General features: G+C 70.7%; 18 protein-coding genes. 16 read left to right on the forward strand and 2 right to left on the reverse strand.

Annotated elements, in window-relative coordinates; genetic code table 11:
• Positions 1-35 precede the first annotated feature (35 nt).
• The 16 genes from ABZ906_RS02215 to ABZ906_RS02290 all read left to right on the forward strand — a co-directional run bounded on the left by ABZ906_RS02215 (position 36) and on the right by ABZ906_RS02290 (position 17306).
• Positions 36-521, forward strand: coding sequence for a 3-hydroxylacyl-ACP dehydratase (locus tag ABZ906_RS02215; RefSeq protein ID WP_361376320.1), 486 nt, complete (start codon positions 36-38; stop codon positions 519-521).
• Positions 518-1792 carry a beta-ketoacyl-[acyl-carrier-protein] synthase family protein gene (locus tag ABZ906_RS02220; RefSeq protein WP_361376322.1) on the forward strand — a complete coding sequence of 425 codons (1275 nt, stop codon included), beginning with the start codon at positions 518-520 and terminating at the stop codon, positions 1790-1792. The genes ABZ906_RS02215 and ABZ906_RS02220 overlap by 4 nt, the downstream gene beginning before the upstream one ends.
• A complete protein-coding gene (locus ABZ906_RS02225) occupies positions 1789-2181 on the forward strand; it encodes a hydroxymyristoyl-ACP dehydratase (RefSeq protein ID WP_361376325.1) in 393 nt (130 codons plus the stop codon). The genes ABZ906_RS02220 and ABZ906_RS02225 overlap by 4 nt, the downstream gene beginning before the upstream one ends.
• Entirely contained in the window at positions 2178-3524 is a 1347-nt protein-coding gene (locus ABZ906_RS02230; RefSeq protein ID WP_361376328.1) for a beta-ketoacyl-[acyl-carrier-protein] synthase family protein, read from the forward strand. The genes ABZ906_RS02225 and ABZ906_RS02230 overlap by 4 nt, the downstream gene beginning before the upstream one ends.
• A gap of 127 nt (positions 3525-3651) precedes the next feature.
• Entirely contained in the window at positions 3652-5964 is a 2313-nt protein-coding gene (locus ABZ906_RS02235; RefSeq protein ID WP_361376331.1) for a beta-ketoacyl-[acyl-carrier-protein] synthase family protein, read from the forward strand.
• Positions 5961-7124 (forward strand): 3-oxoacyl-[acyl-carrier-protein] synthase III C-terminal domain-containing protein, encoded by a 1164-nt coding sequence (locus tag ABZ906_RS02240; protein WP_361376334.1) that lies wholly within the window; start codon positions 5961-5963, stop codon positions 7122-7124. Before ABZ906_RS02235 ends, ABZ906_RS02240 begins: the two co-directional genes overlap by 4 nt.
• Positions 7125-7204: 80 nt before the next feature.
• A complete protein-coding gene (locus ABZ906_RS02245) occupies positions 7205-7465 on the forward strand; it encodes a thiamine-binding protein (RefSeq protein WP_361193029.1) in 261 nt (86 codons plus the stop codon).
• Positions 7462-7830, forward strand: coding sequence for a helix-turn-helix domain-containing protein (locus ABZ906_RS02250; RefSeq protein ID WP_361376337.1), 369 nt, complete (start codon positions 7462-7464; stop codon positions 7828-7830). The genes ABZ906_RS02245 and ABZ906_RS02250 overlap by 4 nt, the downstream gene beginning before the upstream one ends.
• A gap of 149 nt (positions 7831-7979) precedes the next feature.
• Complete coding sequence (uraD, locus tag ABZ906_RS02255) at positions 7980-8492, forward strand: 2-oxo-4-hydroxy-4-carboxy-5-ureidoimidazoline decarboxylase (protein ID WP_361193034.1); 513 nt, start codon at positions 7980-7982, stop codon at positions 8490-8492.
• Positions 8492-8884 carry a hydroxyisourate hydrolase gene (gene uraH / locus ABZ906_RS02260; protein WP_361193036.1) on the forward strand — a complete coding sequence of 131 codons (393 nt, stop codon included), beginning with the start codon at positions 8492-8494 and terminating at the stop codon, positions 8882-8884. Before uraD ends, uraH begins: the two co-directional genes overlap by 1 nt.
• Before the next feature lie 5 nt (positions 8885-8889).
• Positions 8890-9822: a factor-independent urate hydroxylase gene (pucL, locus tag ABZ906_RS02265; RefSeq protein WP_361193038.1), complete on the forward strand. Its 933-nt coding sequence runs from the start codon at positions 8890-8892 to the stop codon at positions 9820-9822.
• 67 nt (positions 9823-9889) lie between these two features.
• Entirely contained in the window at positions 9890-11302 is a 1413-nt protein-coding gene (locus ABZ906_RS02270; protein ID WP_361376340.1) for a nucleobase:cation symporter-2 family protein, read from the forward strand.
• 48 nt (positions 11303-11350) lie between these two features.
• Positions 11351-12739: an 8-oxoguanine deaminase gene (locus ABZ906_RS02275; RefSeq protein ID WP_361376343.1), complete on the forward strand. Its 1389-nt coding sequence runs from the start codon at positions 11351-11353 to the stop codon at positions 12737-12739.
• A 339-nt stretch (positions 12740-13078) separates the two neighbouring features.
• Positions 13079-14437: a nucleobase:cation symporter-2 family protein gene (locus tag ABZ906_RS02280; RefSeq protein WP_361193343.1), complete on the forward strand. Its 1359-nt coding sequence runs from the start codon at positions 13079-13081 to the stop codon at positions 14435-14437.
• 137 nt (positions 14438-14574) lie between these two features.
• Positions 14575-15978: a nucleobase:cation symporter-2 family protein gene (locus ABZ906_RS02285; protein WP_361376346.1), complete on the forward strand. Its 1404-nt coding sequence runs from the start codon at positions 14575-14577 to the stop codon at positions 15976-15978.
• Between the two features lie 113 nt (positions 15979-16091).
• On the forward strand, positions 16092-17306 hold the full coding sequence (locus ABZ906_RS02290) for an MFS transporter (RefSeq protein ID WP_361376349.1): 1215 nt from the start codon (positions 16092-16094) through the stop codon (positions 17304-17306).
• Here ABZ906_RS02290 and ABZ906_RS02295 read toward each other — a convergent pair.
• Together ABZ906_RS02295 and ABZ906_RS02300 are read right to left on the reverse strand one after the other, a co-directional pair.
• Positions 17266-17910 carry a LysE family translocator gene (locus tag ABZ906_RS02295; protein WP_361376352.1) on the reverse strand — a complete coding sequence of 215 codons (645 nt, stop codon included), beginning with the start codon at positions 17908-17910 and terminating at the stop codon, positions 17266-17268. The two genes, ABZ906_RS02290 and ABZ906_RS02295, sit on opposite strands and share 41 nt — an antisense overlap.
• Before the next feature lie 123 nt (positions 17911-18033).
• Complete coding sequence (locus ABZ906_RS02300; protein WP_361193054.1) at positions 18034-18891, reverse strand: chitosanase; 858 nt, start codon at positions 18889-18891, stop codon at positions 18034-18036.
• Positions 18892-18908 lie beyond the last annotated feature (17 nt).

The following is an 18908-nucleotide window of genomic DNA, read 5'->3' on the forward strand; positions in this document are numbered from 1 at the left end:
AAGCCCCAGTGACCTGGGAGAAAGGAACGGACACCATGCGGTTCCATCTGATCGACCGCATCGACTCCTGGCAGCCCCACCTGCGCATCACCGCGCGCAAGGTGACCTCCGTCCACGAGGGCCACTGGCAGCAGACTTCCGAGGGCCCGCGACTGGCCTTCGGGCTGATGCTGGAGGCACTGTGCCAGGCGGGCACCTGGCTGATCATGCTCAGCACCGAGCACCGGAAGCGCGCCGCGCTCCTGACCGTGCGCGAGGCCACCGCGTCCGGACCCGTACGGCCCGGCGACACCCTGCGGATCGAAGCTGTCGTGGTCTCGCGCAGCGAGGAGGCCGCCGTGATCGACGGGACGGTCACCTGCGAGGGCAGGACCGTCCTGGAGGCGAGCGGCATCATGTGCGCGCTGATCGACGCCGAGGAGCTGGACGACCCCGCCGACACGGCGCGGATGGCGGCCCAGCTCCTGGGCACGGGCGCGGGCTCGGGCACGGGAGACACGGGCACGAGGGCGGCGGCATGACGCGGCGCAGGGTCGTCATCACCGGCTTCGGCGCGGTCACCCCGCTCGGCAACGACGCCGATTCCACCTGGCGGGGGCTGCGCGAAGGACGCTCCGGGATCGGGCCCCTGACCCTGTTCGACGCCACGGAGTTCCCGGTGCGCATCGCGGGGCTGGTACGGGGCTTCGACGCGCGCACGGCGATCCCGGCCGCCCACAAACCCGGCCGGTTCACCCGCGCGGGGCAGTTCGGGATCGCCGCCGGTCTGGAGGCGCTGCGGCACGCCGGAGCGGGGCCCGGCACGTACGAACCCGACGCGTGCGGCGTCTCGCTCGGTGCCAGCGTGGGCCGTCCCGATCTGCAACTCCTCGTCGACATGGGCCAGTTGCGCCAGGAGAGCGGCCATCCCGACGCGTTCCTCACGCAGAGCCCGCACCAGGTCCTCATGGACGACCAGAACCTGCCGCTGAGCGCCCTCGTGCAGGCTCTCGACGCGCGTGGACCCGCGATCGGCGTCAGCACGGCCTGCGCCGGGTCCGCGCACGCGCTGGGAGAAGCGTTCAGGTGCATCCAGGAAGGCGACGCCGAGTTGATGCTCGCGGGCGGCCATGACTCGCTGACCACCTGGTGCGACATGCTCGGCTTCAGCCTCCTCGGCGCCATGACGGACCGGCACAACGACGACCCGGAGCACGCGTCGCGGCCCTTCGACGACGACCGTTCGGGGTTCGTGGTGGGCGAGGGCGGGGTCGTCTTCGTACTGGAGGAGCGTGCTGCCGCGCTCGCCCGCGGGGCCACCGTCCACGCGGAGCTGCTGGGCTACGGCAGCACCCTCAACGCTTGGCGCATCACCGACTCGCCGCCCGACGGCTCCGGCGCGGACCGGGCCATGGAGCATGCCGTCGAGGAGGCCGGCGTCGGCACCGTGGGCATCGACTACGTCGTGGCCCACGGCACCGGGACACCGGGCAACGACCTCTCCGAGACCGTCGCCCTGAAGAAGGTGTTCGGGGACGACGCCGGGCGGCTGGTGATCAGCTCCCCCAAGTCGATGGCGGGGCACCTGACCGCGGCCGGGGCGGGACTCAACGTCCTGGCGGCCATCGGCGCCATACGCGAATCCGTCGTGCCGCCCACCCTCAACCTCGACACGCCCGATCGCAGGCTCGACCTCGACTACGTGCCCCACGTGGCCCGCAGGACGCCGGTCCGTGCCGCCCTGGTGAACGCCTTCGCGTTCGGCGGGAGCAACACCAGCCTCGTCGTCGGAGCACACCGGGAGGACGCGTGAACACCTCTGGCTCGACGGCGTTCGACCGTCTCGTACGGCTGCGGCCCGGCGAGGAGGCGACGGCCGTACGCAACATCCCGAACACCCTCGACGTCTTCGCCACGCACTTCCCCCGCAAACCGGTCCTGCCCGGCGTGCTCCTCCTGGAGACCATGGCCGCGCTCGCCGCCGAGGTGTGCCAGGGCCCGCCGCCCGCCGCCTGGCGGCTGAGCGGAGTGCGCGGTGCGGGCTTCCGCCACTTCATCGGCCCCGGCGACCAGGTGAAGATCCACGTCCGCGTCACCGGATACCGCGAGCGGTCCGTGGACTTCAGCGCGTCGGCCCGCGTCGACGACCGCACCGTCGCCACCGCCCGCACGCTCACCATGACCCCGGGAGACCAGACGTGAAGGACAGCCGTACGCACCACGAGAGGCCCGCGCACACGGACACCGGCACCCCGCGGCGCGTGGTGGTCAGCGGCATCGGCCTCGTCACCGCGCTCGGCGAAGGCACCGCGGCCACCTGGGAGGGGCTGCTCGCCGGGCGCACCGGCATCGCCCCCCTGCGCGGCTACGACCCGGCCGCCCTGCGCACCCGCATCGGCGCGCAGATCGACGGCTTCGACCCCGCCCGCTACCTCGGCCGCCGCTCCCTGCGGATGGTGTGCCGCGGCGACCAGCTGGGGGTGGCCGGGGCCGCGCTCGCACTCGAAGACGCGGGACTGACCGATGCGACGGGACCTACCTGCGGGGCCGAACTCGGCTACCGCACCGGCCTGTTCCTCGGCGGCAACAAGGACATGCCGCGCATGGACGGCCTGGTCGACGGCGTCGTACGCATCCGCCGCGAGGACGGCACCGCCGATCTGGGCGCGCTCGGCCGGGACGCCTCGTCGATCCTGGCGCCGCTCTTCTACGTGGAGGGGCTCCAGCCCGCGGCCCTGTTCCACATCTCGCAGAAGTTCGGCATCCGGGGCGCCAACGACTTCTTCGCGGGTACCGCCGACGCCTCCGTGACCGCCCTGGGCCGCGCCTTCCGGGCCATCCGGCGCGGGGAGTGCGACGTCACCCTCGCGGGCGGCTACGACGAGCCGACCTCCTGGTGGACCATGTCCAAGATGGACGGCCTCGGCGTCCTGACCACCCGCAACGACGCGGGCGCCGACGCCTGCCGGCCGTTCGACAGGGAGCACAGGGGCTCGGTCTTCGGCGAGGGCGCCGCCCTGCTCGTCCTGGAGGAACGCGAGCGGGCGCTGGCCCGCGGGGCCCGCGTCTACGCCGAGATCGACGGCTTCGGCAGCGGCACCGACTGCGTACGGCCCCCCGGCACCCACCCGCGTGCCCGTGGTCTCGCCCGTGCCATCACCCGCGCGCTGGCCGACGCGCGGCGGGACACCGCCACCGACTACATCGCGGCGCACGGCTGCGCCACACCGCAGGGCGACGTCAGCGAGACCCGTGCCCTGCACGATGCGCTCGGCACCGCGGCGAAGGCGGCGCAGATCAGCAGCGTGAAGGCGCAGACGGGTCATCTCGTGGGCGGGGCAGGGGCGTTGAACGCCGCCGTGGCGGCACTCGCCCTGCACCACGGCACGGTTCCGGCGACCCGGGGCCACCACGAACCGGCCGACGGGTGCGACCTGGACTGGGTGCCGGGCAGCCCCCGCGCCTCGCGTCCCGGCACCGCGCTCGCACTGGCGCGGGGCCTCGAAGGGCAGGCCGCCGCCCTCTCGATGCGAGCGGACCGCTGAACACCGCCGGTCGCGCACCGGCACTCGAAAACAACGGGGATCAAGCATGCAGAACGTACAGAACTCACAGAACTCATGGAACTCGCGGAATTTACGGAACACGCGGACCTCGCCCGGAACGCGCCGGGTGGTGATCACGGCAACCGGGGCGATCACCGCCCAGGGCGTCGGGACGGACGCCCTGTGGAAGGGGGTCAGCGCAGGCCACGTGGCCATCGGAGAGGTGCGGTGCCGACCCATGGACGGGTACGGAACCCGCGTCGGCGGACAGGTGCACCCCCTGCCGGACCCCGGCTACGACTACGTCCAAGACCTCGGCGCCACGGAACCGGAGCCCGCGGTCGACCTGGCGCTCACGGCCGCGTACGAGGCCATGGCCCCGCACGGCCTCACCGGCATCCCGCCGGAGCGCTGGGGCGTGGTGGCGGGAAGCTGCAACGGCGGCACGAGCAGCGGCGAGCGCGTCCTGCGCCGCGCCCACCAGGGCGAGAGCGCCGCGGGAGACGCCCGGCAGCTCATGCTGATCTCCCCGCACACCATCGCGGAGGTCCTTGCCAGTGCCTTCGGCCTGAAGGGCCCGGTCCTGTCGGTGAACACCGCCTGCGCCTCCGGAGCCCACGCCCTTGCCCATGCCGTGGAGACCATCAGGGCGGGCCGCGCCGACGCCATGCTCGTGGGTGGCAGCGACGCCTTCACCGAGGTCACCTTCGCGGGCTTCACCAGCCTGGAGTCCCTGTCCGAGCAGCCCGCCGCCCCCTACTCCAAGGACCGCGACGGGCTCTCCCTCGGCGAGGGCAGCGGCATGCTCGTCCTGGTCGAGGAGACCCTGGCCAGGGCGGCCGGAGCGACCGTCCTCGCGGAAGTACTCGGCTACGGCCTCTCCGCCGACGGGCACCACGCCACCGCCCCGCACCCGCAGGGCGAGGGAGCCGCCCGCGCCATACGCGCCGCCCTCGAGTCCTCCGGGCTGCGGCCGCAGGACGTGCCCTACATCAACGGCCACGGCACCGGCACCCCGAAGAACGACTCCGCCGAGTCCAACGCCGTCCGCGCGGCACTCGGTGCCGCCGCCGGGAAAGCGGCCCTGAGCAGCACCAAATCCATGATCGGGCATCTTCTCGGCGCGGCCGGGGCGGTGGAGGCGATCGTCACGGTCTCCGCCCTGACGGAACAGATCGCACCGCCGACCGCAGGGTTCACCGGCGTCGACCCCAAGTGCGGGCTCGACGCCGTGCCGCGCACCGCGCGCCCCATGGCCATGGACGTGGCCCTTTCCAACAACTTCGCCTTCGCCGGGGCCAACGCCACCGTCGCCCTCGGCCGCCCCGGCGCGCACGTGGCCGAGCCCCCGGCGCCCTGGGACGAGCGGGTCGTCGTCACCGGAATCGGCGTCCTCGGCCCGGGCGGCGAATCGCCCGCACAGCTGTGGGAGTCCTACACGGCCGGAACCCCGGTCGCCACCGAGGAGGACGGCCTGCGCCTGGCCCGCTACAGCTTCGCGCCCGAGCGGCACCTCTCCGCCCGCGAGCGCAGGCGGGTCGACCGGATGGGCCAGCTGGCCGTCGCCTCCTGCCGCCTCGCCCTCGATCAGGCGCGGCTGACCGCGGACGAGAGCGTCGGCGTAGTGCTCGGCAGCGGGCTCGGCCCCATGCGCAGCACCGAGGACTTCTTCCGCCCCGTGATGGAGGAGGGGGCGAGCGCCGCCAACCCCGCCATCTTCCCGAGCACCGTCTTCAACGCGGCGGCCGGTCAGGTCGCCATGCTCCTCGGCGCCAAGGGCCCCACCTCCACCGCGACGGCCTCCCACGCGGCCGGCGCCTCCGCGCTCTGCATCGCCAGGGACATGCTGCGCACCCGTACGGCCGACGCCGTGCTCTGCCCCGCGGTGGACGACCTCACCGACACGGTGATCGGCGCGTACCGCGCGCTGCCGCTGACCGGCGGCCCCGCCGGACACCGCTACGCCCTGTCGGAGGGCGGCATCACCCTGCTCCTGGAGCGCGAGTCGGCGGCCAGGGCGCGCGGCGCACGGATCCTCGCGGAGTTCACCGGGCAGGGAATCGCCTACGACGCGGCGGGCGCCGGACGCTGGGACGCGCAGGGACACGGGATACACCGCGCCATGCGGCTCGCCCTCGCCGACGCGGGCCTCGCCCCGGCCGAGCTGACCGCCGTCTGGGCCAACGCCACCGGCATCGCCGCCGTGGACCGCCCCGAACTGCGCGCGCTGCGCCGGCTCGGCACGACGGCACCGGCGTACGCCCCCAAGCAGACCCTGGGCGAGCCGGTCGGCGCGGGCGCGCAGATGGCCGCCGCGCTGGCCGTCAGCGGCTGGCAGCGGGGCCTGGCGCCGGGGCCCGTCCTGGTCAACAGCTCCTCGCTCGGCGGCACCCACATCAGCCTCGTCCTGACCCCGGAAGGCGGCACCGACCCCTCATGACCTCCACGACGGCACATCACGCACGGCACACGGACCCTGCCGCACGCCATGTCTCGGTCCTGAGCACCGGCGCCGACCTGCCCGGCGACCCGATCGACAACGCCACCCTGGAGCGCGTGTGCGGCCCGCTCCCCGACGACCTCCTCCAGGGCATCGAGGTCCAGCGCCGCCACTGGGTGGTGGACCCGTTCACCGGTGCCCACCGCTCCGGAACCGCCGAGATGGCCACGAACGCGGCCCGCCAGGCACTGCGGCGGGCCGGTCTTGAGGCCGCGGAGGTGGACCTCCTGGTGATGTCCACGGCCAGCCCCGACACCCCGCTGCCCGCCGCCGCGACCCTGGTCCAGGAGCGGCTGGGCCTGGAGCGGTGCGCGGTGATGGAGTTCCGCGCGGGATGCGTCGGCGCGGTACAGGCGATGGACACCGCGCGGCGGCTCCTCGCCGACGGCACCTACCGCACCGCCCTCGTCATCGGCGCCGAGTCGATCTCGCCGCTGCTCGCGCCCGTCTACCTGGGCGGCGACCCGCACAAGGTGCGGATGCGCGACAGGCTGACCGTCTACACCTTCGGCGACGGAGCGGGCGCGGCCGTGCTCCGCGCCGGGCAGGAGGGATCGGCCGCCGCGAGCGGAGCAGCCCCGTCCGTCTTCGCGACCCAGTGCCTGGGCGGCGGGCGCAAGCCCGGCATGCTGGTCGTCGGCGGCGGTACGGACACGCCGCTGGCCGAGCAGCAGCGGCGCAGGCGCCTGATGGACATCCGCCTGGACATACCCGGTACGGCGTCCTTCGGACCGAAGGTCTTCGTGGCGGGCCTGCGGGACATGCTGGACCGCTCCGGCCTCGCCATGAGCGAGATCGACGCGTGTGTCCTGCCCGAGGGAAACGCGGAGTACTTCAGCAAGGAGTTCGAGGAGGCGGGGCTCGGCGCGGACGAGTACGAGAGCCTCCAGAAGAACATCGTCGAGAACCTCGACGCCGTGGGCGCGACCGGCAGCGCGGCCGTGCCGCTCGCGCTGGACGAGGGGTGGCGCACCGGCCGGGTGAAACCGGGGGACACCGTGCTGCTCCTGGCCATCGAGGCGAGCCGCTATCTCTACGCCGGGCTCACGCTGACCTGGGAGGCCGCCTTGGGCGAGTCCCCGGCCGCCCCCGGGGCCTGAGGCGGTGGGCTAGGGTCACCTCAGTGGCGGCCCGAGCGGCCGGATAAATGTGCAGGTCAGAGGGATGGCATGGGAGCACAATGCGACTGAGAGTGGAGTTCACGACCGAACCCTTCGACCTGGACGAGGCGCCGCCCCACGCCGTGGTGGCCCGTGAGGTCATCCAGGGGGCAGGCCTCGACGCCGTGGACGTCGGCCCCTTCGGAAACACCGCCGAGGGCGGCTCGGACGAGGTCCTTACGGCCGTGGACGCGCTGGTCCGCAAGGCACTGGAGGCGGGCGCCACGCGTGTCTCGCTCCAGGTCAACGTGCTCGGCGAGTCGGGGGAGGCCGTCGAATGACCAACTCCGCTGACGACCACGACCCCTTCGTGGCGGCGGTCAAGCCGCTGGTCGACGCCATGGGCGGCGAAATGATGCCTCCCGACGAGGCGGGCGCCGACGATGTCGTCCTCGCCTGGGAGGGCCAGGACGTGATCGCCGTACGCCTGCCCCAGCTCGCGGACTCCCTGGACCACATTCTGCTCGCCCTGGAGCGCAAGCGGGGCAAGCCGCTGTCCGAGCTGGACCGCAAGGCCAAGCAGGAAGTTGTGCGGATATTGGAGGCACGCGGTGCCTTCGCCGTGCGGCACGGGGTGGAGACGGTGGCCGGCGCGCTGGGCGTCAGTCGGTTCACTGTCTACAACTATCTCAACCGTTCTACGTAAAACCCCAGGTCAGAGCCGCTTGGAAGGCCGTCGTCCGGTAGTCGGACGGCGGCCTTTGTTACTCGAAGTTTTCAACAAAGTGTTGACGTGGTGTTTCCGCTGGCGTTAGCTATCGGCAGCCCGATCAGCACAAGGCCACGGAGGTACCCGTGACTTCGAGTACGACCCTGGGCATCGCCCGGTTCAATGCGGCACCGGAGTCCGCGGCCACCGCCGCTCTCCACGAGGCATGCGCCTCATCGGCCTGGGGAAGCAAACTGCTCTCCCAGCGCCCTTTCCCCACCGTCGAAGCCCTCTTCGCCGCCAGTGACGCCGCCATGGCCGAGCTGACCGACGAGGATCTGGCCGAGGCGATGGCGGGGCACCCGCCGATCGGCCGCCCGAAGCCGGGAGATCCCACGTCGTCCCGCGAACAGCGCGGAATGGCGGGGGCCTCCGAGGAACTCAAGGCCGAGATGCTCGAACTGAACCTGGCCTACCAGGAGAAGTTCGGTCATGTCTTTCTGATCTGCGCCACCGGCGCGACCGGTGAGCAGATGCGCGATGCGGTGAAGACCCGGATCGGCAACACCGCCGAGCAGGAGCGCGAGATCGTGCGCACCGAACTCGGAAAGATCAACCGAATCCGTCTGACCCGGCTCGTGGAAGAGGACAACGACTGATGAGCACTGACACCACCGCCTCGGTGTCCACGCACATCCTGGACACCAGCGTCGGCCGCCCCGCCGAGGGCGTCGCCATCTCGCTCGCGGCCCGCGGCGGCCGCGACGCCGAGTGGGTGGCGCTCGGCGGCTCCGCGACCGACGCGGACGGCCGCTGCAAGGACCTGCCGGCCCTGCCGGAGGGCACGACCCACGTACGACTCGACTTCGAGGTCGAGGAGTACTTCATGAAGAAGAAGCAAGCCGAGGCGCAGCAGGACGCCCCCCGCGTAAGGGACAGCGGTGCGTTCTTCCCGGAGGTGGCGATCACGTTCGCCGTCACGCCGGGCGAGCACTATCACGTACCGCTGCTGCTCAACCCGTTCGGCTACTCCGTTTACCGAGGGAGCTAGCAGACATGCCCACGATTCTCGGCCAGAACCAGTACGGCAAAGCAGAGAACCGCGTCGTCAAGATCACGCGGGACGGCGACACCCACCACATCAAGGACCTGAACGTCTCGGTCGCGCTCTCCGGCGACCTGGACGACGTTCACTACAACGGCTCGAACGCCAACTGCCTTCCGACGGACACGACGAAGAACACCTGCTTCGCGTTCGCCCAGGAATACGGCATCGAGTCCGCCGAGCAGTACGGCATCCACCTCGCCCGGCACTTCGTGGACAGCCAGCCCTCGATCCACCGCGCGCGGATCCGGATCGAGGAGTACTCCTGGGAGCGCATAGGCGGCTCCGACAGCAACTCCAAGTTCATCGGCGCCGACGAGGTCAAGCACTCCTTCGTCCGCAAGGGCCAGGAGACGCGCGTCGCCCAGATCACCTATGACGGCGAGAACTTCGAGGTCCTCTCGGGCCTGAAGGACCTGACCGTGATGAACTCCACGAACTCCGAGTTCTGGGGCTACATCAAGGACAAGTACACGACGCTGCAAGAGGACTACGACCGTATCCTCGCCACCTCGCTCTCCACCTGGTGGCGCCACAACTGGACCAACGACGAGCAGCGCATGCCGAGTTGGGAGCGGTCGTACGAGCAGGCGAAGAAGCACATCCTGCACGCCTTCGTGGAGACCTACTCCCTCTCGCTCCAGCAGACGCTGTACCAAATGGGTTCGCGGGTCATCAACAACCGCAGCGAGATCGACGAGATCCGTTTCTCCGCGCCCAACAAGCACCACTTCCGTCAGGACCTCTCGCCCTTCGGTCTCAAGAACGAGGCCAAGGACGGAGCCGTCTACTACGCCGCCGACCGTCCCTACGGCCTGATCGAGGCCACGATTCTGCGGGACGGCGTCGAGCCGAAGATCCCGGTCGACATGACCAACCTCTGATACGGGATGTGCGCCCCCGCCCGTCCGCAGCGGACGGGGGCGCGCCACACCGGAGGGAACAGCAGCAATGGCACAGCCTGCAAAGGGGCCGGCTAAAGGCCCGTGTTCCACCCCATCGGACATGACCGACGAGGCGTCAACTCCCGTCTGTCACCCGGTGGACGAGAAGCTTCACCCCTCGCGGCTCGTCCCCGCCGCGCTCCAGCACATCGCCGCCATGTACGCGGGCGTCGTCACTCCGCCGCTGATCATCGGCCAGGCCTGTGGTCTGGACACGGTCGCGCAGACCCGCCTCATCGCCGCCAGCCTGCTGATCGCCGGACTCGCCACGATCCTGCAGACGCTCGGCGTCAAGGGCTTCGTCGGCAACCGGCTTCCCTTCGTCAACGCCGCCTCGTCCGCGGGTATCGCGCCCATCCTCGCCATCGCCGAGAACAGCGCCACAGGACATCAACTCCCCGCCATCTACGGCGCGGTGATGGTCGCGGGCGTCTTCTGCCTCGCCGTCGGCCCGTTCTTCGGGCGCCTCCTGCGCTTCTTCCCGCCGCTCGTCACCGGCGTCGTCATCACCCTCATCGGTGTGACGCTGATGCCGGTGCCCGTCACCTGGGCGCAGGGCGGCGACAAGACCGCCGCCGACTTCGGCGCCATGAAGTACCTCGCGCTCGCCGCCTTCACCCTTGCCGTGATCCTCGTCTTCCAGCGCTTCGGACGCGGATTCGTCAAGCAAGTCGCCCTGCTGCTGGGCCTGTTCATCGGCACGCTCGCCGCGATCCCGTTCGGGATGGCCGACTTCAGCGCCGTCAAGTCCGCGCCGGTGGCGGCGCTCCCGACGCCCTTCGCCTTCGGGGCACCGGAGTTCCAGCCCGCCGCGATCCTCTCGCTCTGCATCGTGATGCTGGTCCTGATGACCGAGTCGTCGGCCGGCATGCTCGCCCTCGGCGAGATCTGCGAGCGCAAGAGCGACGGCAAGACCATCACCCGCGGTCTGCGCACCGACGGCATCGCGACCCTGGTCGGACCCGTCTTCGGCGGCTTCCCCACCTCGGCCTTCGCACAGAACGTCGGCGTCGTCTCCCTGACACGTGTCCGCAGCCGCTACGTCGTGGCCGTCGCGGGCGGCGCCCTCATCGTGCTCGGCGCCTTCCCGATGCTCGGCGCGGTCGTCAGCCTCGTCCCCATGCCGGTACTCGGCGGCGCCGGCATCGTCCTCTTCGGCTCCATCGCGGTCAGCGGCATCCGTACGCTCTCCGAGGCGGGCCTGGACGACAGCTCCAACATCATCCTGGTGGCCGTCGCGCTCGGGGCGGGCATCATCCCGCTCGCCGCGCCCACCTTCTACGCCGAATTCCCGGCCTGGGCGCAGACCGTCCTGGGCTCCGGAATCAGTGCGGGAGCGCTGACCGCGGTCCTGCTCAACCTGTTCTTCAACCATCTCGGCACCCGCAGCCACGCGGCCGCGGCACTCAAATCTTCCTAGGGTCATGCCGTGCCCACATCGCCACAATCAAGAGAAGGAAGAAGCACCATGGCAGCACCGGCAGACCTGCAGCGCATCGTCATCGAGAACTGTGCGATCGCGACCGTCGACGCCGACGACACCGAGTACGCATCGGGATACGTCGTCGTCGCGGGCAACAAGATCGAGTCCATCGGCGCCGGGAAGGCCCCCGAGGGCCTCCAGAACGTCGTACGCCGCGTGGACGGGACCGGTCACCTGGTGACCCCCGGCCTGGTCAACACGCACCACCACTTCTACCAGTGGATCACCCGTGGCCTCGCCACCGACCACAACCTCTTCAACTGGCTCGTCGCGCTCTACCCGACCTGGGCGCGCATCGACGAGCAGATGGTGAAGGCGGCGGCGCAGGGCTCGCTCGGCATGATGGCCCGCGGCGGTGTCACCACCGCGATGGACCACCACTACGTCTTCCCGAAGGACTCCGGCGACCTGTCCGGCGCCATCATCGGCGCCGCGAGCGACATGGGGGTGCGCTTCACCCTCGCCCGCGGCTCCATGGACCGCAGCGTCAAGGACGGCGGCCTGCCGCCGGACTTCGCCGTCGAGACCCTCGAAGGCGCGCTCGCCGCGACCGCCGAGACCGTCGACAAGCACCACGACGCCTCCTTCGACGCGATGACACAGGTCGCCGTCGCCCCCTGCTCGCCCTTCTCGGTCTCCACCGAACTCATGAAGCAGGGCGCCGAGTTGGCGCGCGCCAAGGGCGTACGCCTGCACACCCACGGCAGCGAGACCGTCGAGGAGGAGCAGTTCTGCAAGGAACTGTTCGGCATGGGCCCCACCGACTACTTCGAGTCGACGGGCTGGCTCGGTGACGACGTGTGGATGGCGCACTGCGTCCACATGAACGACTCCGACATCGCCGCCTTCGCCCGTACCGGTACGGGCGTCGCGCACTGCCCCTCGTCCAACGCCCGTCTGGCGGCCGGCATCGCCCGCGTCCCCGACATGCTCAGGGCCGGCGTCCCGGTCGGCCTCGGCGTCGACGGCACCGCCTCCAACGAGTCCGGCGAACTGCACACCGAGCTGCGCAACGCCCTGCTCATCAACCGCCTCGGCGCCCACCGCGAGGCCGCCCTGAACGCACGTCAGGCGCTGCGTCTTGGCACCTTCGGCGGCGCGCAGGTCCTGGGCCGCGCGAGCCAGATCGGGTCGCTCGAAGCCGGCAAGCTCGCCGACCTGGTCCTCTGGAAGATCGACGGCATCGGGCACTCCTCGATCGCCGACCCGGTGACCGCCATCGTCTTCGGCGCGGCGGCACCGGTCACGCTCTCCCTCGTCAACGGCAAGCCGGTCGTCGAGAACGGCCGTCTCCTGAACGTCGACGAGGACGCCATCGCACGCTCCGCGCGGGACGAGGCACAGCGCCTCGCGCGGATCGCCGCGGAGGCCTGACCAAGAACTCCGGTCAGGGGGGACGGCCCCTGACCGGACTTGAGCAGCCGAGCGGGCTGCTCAAGTGCCGCCCCGGAACGTGGCCCAAAGCTTCGCGTTCCCGGGGCGGTCAGTACTACCTGGGCGCACCACAACTTCATACCGAGCAAGCCCTTGCACCATGCATCACCTCCCAGAAGCGAAAAGTGCCGGCAATGCCGCCCGTACTGGAAAACAACCGGAGGAGCCACTGTGGCCACTCAGCCCGGGTTCACCAAGCAAGGCACCACCCCAGACCCATCCGAAGTCGACGGTGAAAGCGCCATACATCCCGTCGACCAGAAACTCCCGCCGCTCAAGATGGCGACGACCGGCCTCCAGCACGTGGCGGCCATGTACGCGGGCGTCGTCGCACCTCCGCTCATCGTGGGCGCGGCGATAGGCCTCTCCGCGAAGGAACTCACCTTCCTGACCGGAGCCTGTCTGTTCACCGCGGGCCTCGCCACCTTCCTCCAGACGCTCGGCATCTGGAAGATCGGCGCCCGCCTGCCCTTCGTCAACGGCGTCACCTTCGCGGGCGTCGCCCCGATGCTCGCGGTCGTCGACTCGACCGACAACAAGGACGACGCGCTGCCGATCATCTTCGGCGCGGTCATCGTCGCCGGTGTGCTCGGCTTCATCGCGGCGCCGTTCTTCTCGAAACTGGTCCGCTTCTTCCCACCGGTGGTGACCGGCACGGTCATCACGCTCATCGGCATCTCGCTGATGCCGGTGGCCTTCGGCTGGGCACAGGGTCCCGTGCCCACCGCCGACGACTACGGCTCGATGAAGAACCTCGGCCTCGCGGGCATCACCCTCGTGATCGTGCTGCTCCTGCGCCGCTTCACCACCGGCTTCGTCAAGCAGATCGCCGTGCTCCTCGGCCTGGTCGTCGGCACGCTCATCGCGATCCCGTTCGGTGTCACGGACTTCAGCCCGATCGGTGACGCGGACGTCGTCGGCTTCCCGACGCCGTTCCACTTCGGCGCCCCGCAGTTCGCGGCGGCGGCGATCGTCTCCCTCTGTGTCGTCATGGTCGTCTCGATGACCGAGTCCACCGCCGACATGCTGGCGCTCGGCGAGATCGTGGGGCGCCCCGCCGACGAGAAGACCATCGCGGCGGGCCTGCGTGCCGACACCCTCGGTTCGGCGATCAGCCCGCTCTTCAACGGCTTCATGTGCAGCGCGTTCGCGCAGAACATCGGCCTGGTCGCGATGACGAAGATCCGCAGCCGGTACGTCGTCGCCGTGGGCGGCGGCTTCCTGGTCCTGATGGGCCTGTGCCCGATGGCCGCCTCGCTGATCGCCGTCGTACCGCGTCCGGTGCTCGGCGGCGCGGGCATCGTCCTCTTCGGCTCGGTCGCGGCGAGCGGTATCCAGACCCTCGTCAAGGCGAACCTGGAGCGGGACAACAACGTCCTGATCGTGGCCGTCTCGCTGGCCGTCGGCCTCATCCCGATCGCGGCGCCGGAGTTCTACCACGCGTTCCCGGAGACCGCGAAGATCATCCTGGACTCGGGCATCTCCACGGGCTGTGTCGCTGCCGTGCTCCTCAACCTCGTCTTCAACCACATCGGCAAGCGGGGCGAGGACGACGACGTGACCAATCCGATGGAGCCGGGGGGAGAAATCGCTGAACAGAGGGTGCACGAAGGGTCTTCCCCCGCGGCGGCCCACTGACGTAACGTGCGTGACGCCGCCCGCATCGCGGAAGTTACTTTCCAGTCGGAATAACGGTCGACCCGGCCGCGCGCCTCGTGAACTCCCGCGCGACAGGGTCGACTTCCGGCGTCACGCACACGGAAGAAGCGCCACCCATGAGTTCTCAGCCCCGCCCCGCCGACCAGGCCGCACCGGCCGACCCGGCTCCCGAGGTCCGTCCCGAGGTCCATCCGGTCGACGAGATCCTGCCGCCGGGCCGGATGCTCGTGGCCAGCCTCCAGCATGTCGCCTCCATGTACGCGGGCGCGGTCTCGGTCCCGCTGGTCGTGGCCGTCGCCGCCAAGATGTCGCCGGGGGACACGGCCGTACTCATGGGCGGCAGTCTCCTGATGGCGGGTATCGCCACGCTGCTCCAGACGCTCGGCATCGGCAACTTCATCGGCTCCCGGCTGCCCTTCGTCAACGGCGTCTCGTTCGCGGGCGTCGGCGTGATGCTGACGATCCTCACGACGCAGGGCGGCGTCGAGGCGGGGATGCCCGTGGTCTTCGGGGCGATCATCGTCTCCAGCCTCTTCGGCTTCCTGGTCAGTTCGTACTTCTCGCGGCTCGTCCGCTTCTTCCCGCCGGTGGTGACGGGTTCGGTCATCACCCTGATCGGCGTCTCGCTCATCCCCGTCGCGTACGACTGGATCGTGGACGACTCGCCGACGGGCACCCCCGAGCCGGGCAGCATCGGTCTGGCGGGCGCGACGGTCCTGGTCATGCTGCTGCTCCAGCGCTTCACGCGGGGCTTCCTCAAGCAGATCAGCATGCTCTTCGCCATGATCTTCGGAACGCTGCTCGCGATCCCGATGGGCCTCGCCGACTTCTCCAAGCTGGACGACGCGGCCCTGGTCGGCATCCCCTCGCCGCTGCACTTCGGCGCACCGCAGTTCAACGTTCCCGCCATCATCTCGATGTGCGTCGTGATGCTGGTGATCCTCACCGAGTCGACCGCCGACATGATCGCCCTCGGCAAGATCGTCGACAAGGAGGTCGACGAGAAGACCATCGCCCGCGGCCTGCGCGCCGACGCGCTCGGCTCCGCCCTGAGCCCCCTGTTCAACGCCTTCCACGCCAGCGCGTTCGCGCAGAACATCGGCCTGGTCGTCATCTCCAAGGTGCGCAGCCGTTTCGTGGTGGCCCTCAGCGGCGCCATCCTCGTCCTGATCGGCCTCAGCCCCGCCGCCGCGGCACTGATCTCGGTCGTCCCCATGCCGGTCCTGGCCGCCGTCAGCCTCTTCCTCTTCGGCTCCATCGCGGTCAGCGGCATCCAGACCCTGCTCCAGGCCGACCTGCACCGGGGCGACAACGCCCTGATCGTCGTGGTCACCCTCGGCGCGGGCCTGGCCCCCGCCCTCTCGGACGGCTTCTACGACGCGTTCCCGGCCTGGGCCCAGATCGTCCTCGGCTCGGGAATCTCCACCGGGTGCCTGCTGGCCGTGGCCCTGAACCTGGTCTTCAACCACCTGGGCGGCAAGGCGAGTTCGGCGGAGCCGGAGCCCGCGGTCACGCACTGAGCCACACCGTCGGCGGGGGTGCCGCGCGGGAAACCGACGTCACCCTCGCCGCGGCACGTTGATGTCGCGGACGTGCCAGACCGGAACAGGGCGGCGCTGCTGGACTCGGGAGCATGCCCGCACCCGCCACACCACCCCTGTCCACCGACGCCTCCTCCGGCCGCACACGACCCGGCGGCTGGCCGGCCGTCATCGCCGTGACGGCCGGGATCTTCGCCATCGTCACCACCGAGATCCTGCCGATCGGCCTGCTCACGCCCATCGGCGACACCTTCGGCATCTCCGACGGCACGGCAGGGCTCATGATGACCCTGCCCGGCATCCTCGCCGCCGTCGCCGCCCCGACCGTGACGGTCACCACCGGACGCGTCGACCGGCGCCGCATGCTCTGCGCCCTCATCCTGCTGCTCGCCCTCGCGAACTTCCTCGCCGCCGCCGCACCCGGCTACTGGCTGATGCTGGTCTCACGCGTCCTCGTCGGACTGGTCATCGGGGCCTTCTGGTCCATCGGATCGGGGCTCGCGGCTCGGCTGGTCCCCGCGGCGCAGGCGGGCCGGGCGACCGCCGTGATCTTCTCCGCCGTCCCGCTCGGCTCGGTCCTCGGGGTGCCCGCCGGAACCCTGCTCGGTCAACTCATGGGCTGGCGGGCCGCGTTCGCGGTGACCGGCGTCCTGACGCTGGTCGTGTTCGCCGCGCTCGTGGTGTCCGTGCCGTCCCTGCCGCCGCAGCACGTCACGCGGCTCTCCGTGCTGCGCGACCTGCTCGGCACCGCCCGCGTGCGCGGCGCCCTCGCGGTGACCTTCCTGATCGTGACGGCCCACTTCGGCACGTACACCTACGTCACCCCGTTCCTGGCGGACGTGACCCATGCCGGTCCGCGCACGATCACCCTGTTCCTGCTCGCCTACGGAGCCGCGGGCATCCTCGGCAACTTCCTCGCCGGCACATGGGCGGGGCGTGCGCCGCGCGGGACCTTCGCCACGGCCGCCGCGCTCATCGCCGCCGCCACGCTGCTGCTGCCCGTGCTCGGCACCGGCAGGAGCGGCGCTCTCGTGCTGCTCCTGCTGTGGGGCGCGGCGTACGGAGCGGTGCCCGTCTGCTCGCAGACGTGGTTCGTGACCGCGGCGCCGCACCGGCCCGAGGCGGCGTCCGTGCTGTTCACGTCCTCGTTCCAGGCGACGTTCTCGCTCGGCGCGCTCGCGGGCGGCGCGGTGGTGGACGCTTCGTCCACCGGCGTGGTCATGACGCTCGGCGGGATCGTGGCGACCCTGGCGGCGGTGGTGATGCTCAGGCCGCGGCGGCAGGCGCCCGGTCCGTCGCGAGCTTGACCGCGAGAGCGCCGAGCACCGTGCCCATCACATACCGCTGGGCCCGCAGCCAGGTGGGGCGGCCCGCCAGGAACACCGCGATCGTGCCCGCCGCCAGGACGATCGCGAGATTCACTCCCAGGCTGACGACGATCTGCACGCCGCCGAGCACGAAGCCCTGGAGGAGGGTGTGGCCGGCCGTCGGATCGATGAACTGAGGGATGAGCGAGACGTACAGGATGGCGATCTTCGGGTTCAGGAGGTTCGTGAGGAGCCCCATCGTGAACAGCCGCCGGGGTGAGTCGTGGGCCAGCTCCTGCCGGGCGAAGACCGAAGTGCCGCCCGGCTTCAGCGCCTTCCAGGCGAGCCACGCCAGGTAGCCGGCCCCCGCCAGTTTCACGGCCGTGTACAGCTGCGGGACGGCGAGGAAGACCAGCGAAAGGCCCAGGTTGGCGGCCGTCAGATAGACGAGGAAGCCGACGGCGACCCCGGCCAGGGAGACCGCTCCGGCGCGCCTGCCCTGGGTGATGCTCCGCGAGACGAGGTACATCATGTTGGGTCCCGGCGTGAGCACCATGCCGAGCGAGACCACTGCGACGCCGATGAGCGCGTTCGTTCCGATCATGCGACAAGGATCGGACGGCCCTGCCCTCCGGCACCAGCGATGAATTCTTCACGCAACACGTAAGCGCTGCTACATCGGCGCGGGGAGCCGGGGGCCGGGGCTCCCCGCGCCGACGTGTGCGGATCAGCCGATGCGGTACGGGTCTCCGTAGACCTTCCACTCCAGCGGCGTGTCCAGGTTCAGGTTGCCGTTGCGGAGGAACACCCGCTGCGCCGTGTCGACCCGGCTCGTGTCGCTGTGCGCCTCCTCCTGCTTCATCGCCCAGACCCGCGCGTCGAGGAACGCGTTCAGGTAGTCCGTCTCGTCGCCGCCCTGCGACGGCGGCTTCGCCTCGTCGAGTGCGCGCTTGCGGATGTTGCGGAAGCTCGTGCTGTCGCCGCCGTCGCCGTGCATGACGATCGCGTCGTAGTACGCGAACTGCCCGAGCACGCCGAGGCCGTCCGCCTTGCCCTGCGCGACCGCCGGGTTGAAGTAGACGCGGTCGCGCTCGTCGTTCTGCGCCTTCTGGAACGCGGGGTCCTCCGCGGCCTTCTCCCAGTCGCCCTGGTACGTGGGGTCGAGACCCTCGTGGGAGTCGGTGCCGTCCACCTCGCGCAGCGCGGGCAGGTACTTGGCGAGGACGTTGTCCGGCTTGCGCTGGGTGTAGAGCTCGACGAGGTCGAGCATGTCGCCCGTACCCGAACAGAAGCCGATGATCCCGGCGGTGTAGCCGCGGCCGTCGCCGATGTCCTCGCAGTAGCGGTAGTGCTCCTTCCAGTCGAGCGAGGAGTTCTCGGCGCTGCAGACGATCTGCATGGCGATCTCCTTCTTCGCCGGGTCGTCGAGTCCGCCCGCCTTGGCGGCCACCGGAGCGGCGCCCGCCGTCTGCGAGGCGATGACCGGGCCCGCGACGAGCGAGGCGCCGATGAAGGCGAGCAAGGTGCGGCGCGAGGTGCGTATGCGGGGCGCGGGGGCGCGATGGGGGGTGTGGGGGGTGGGCACGGGACCTCCAAGGTGGG

Origin of the sequence: Streptomyces sp. NPDC046925 (genome assembly GCF_040644915.1) — a bacterium.
Taxonomy (GTDB): domain Bacteria; phylum Actinomycetota; class Actinomycetes; order Streptomycetales; family Streptomycetaceae; genus Streptomyces.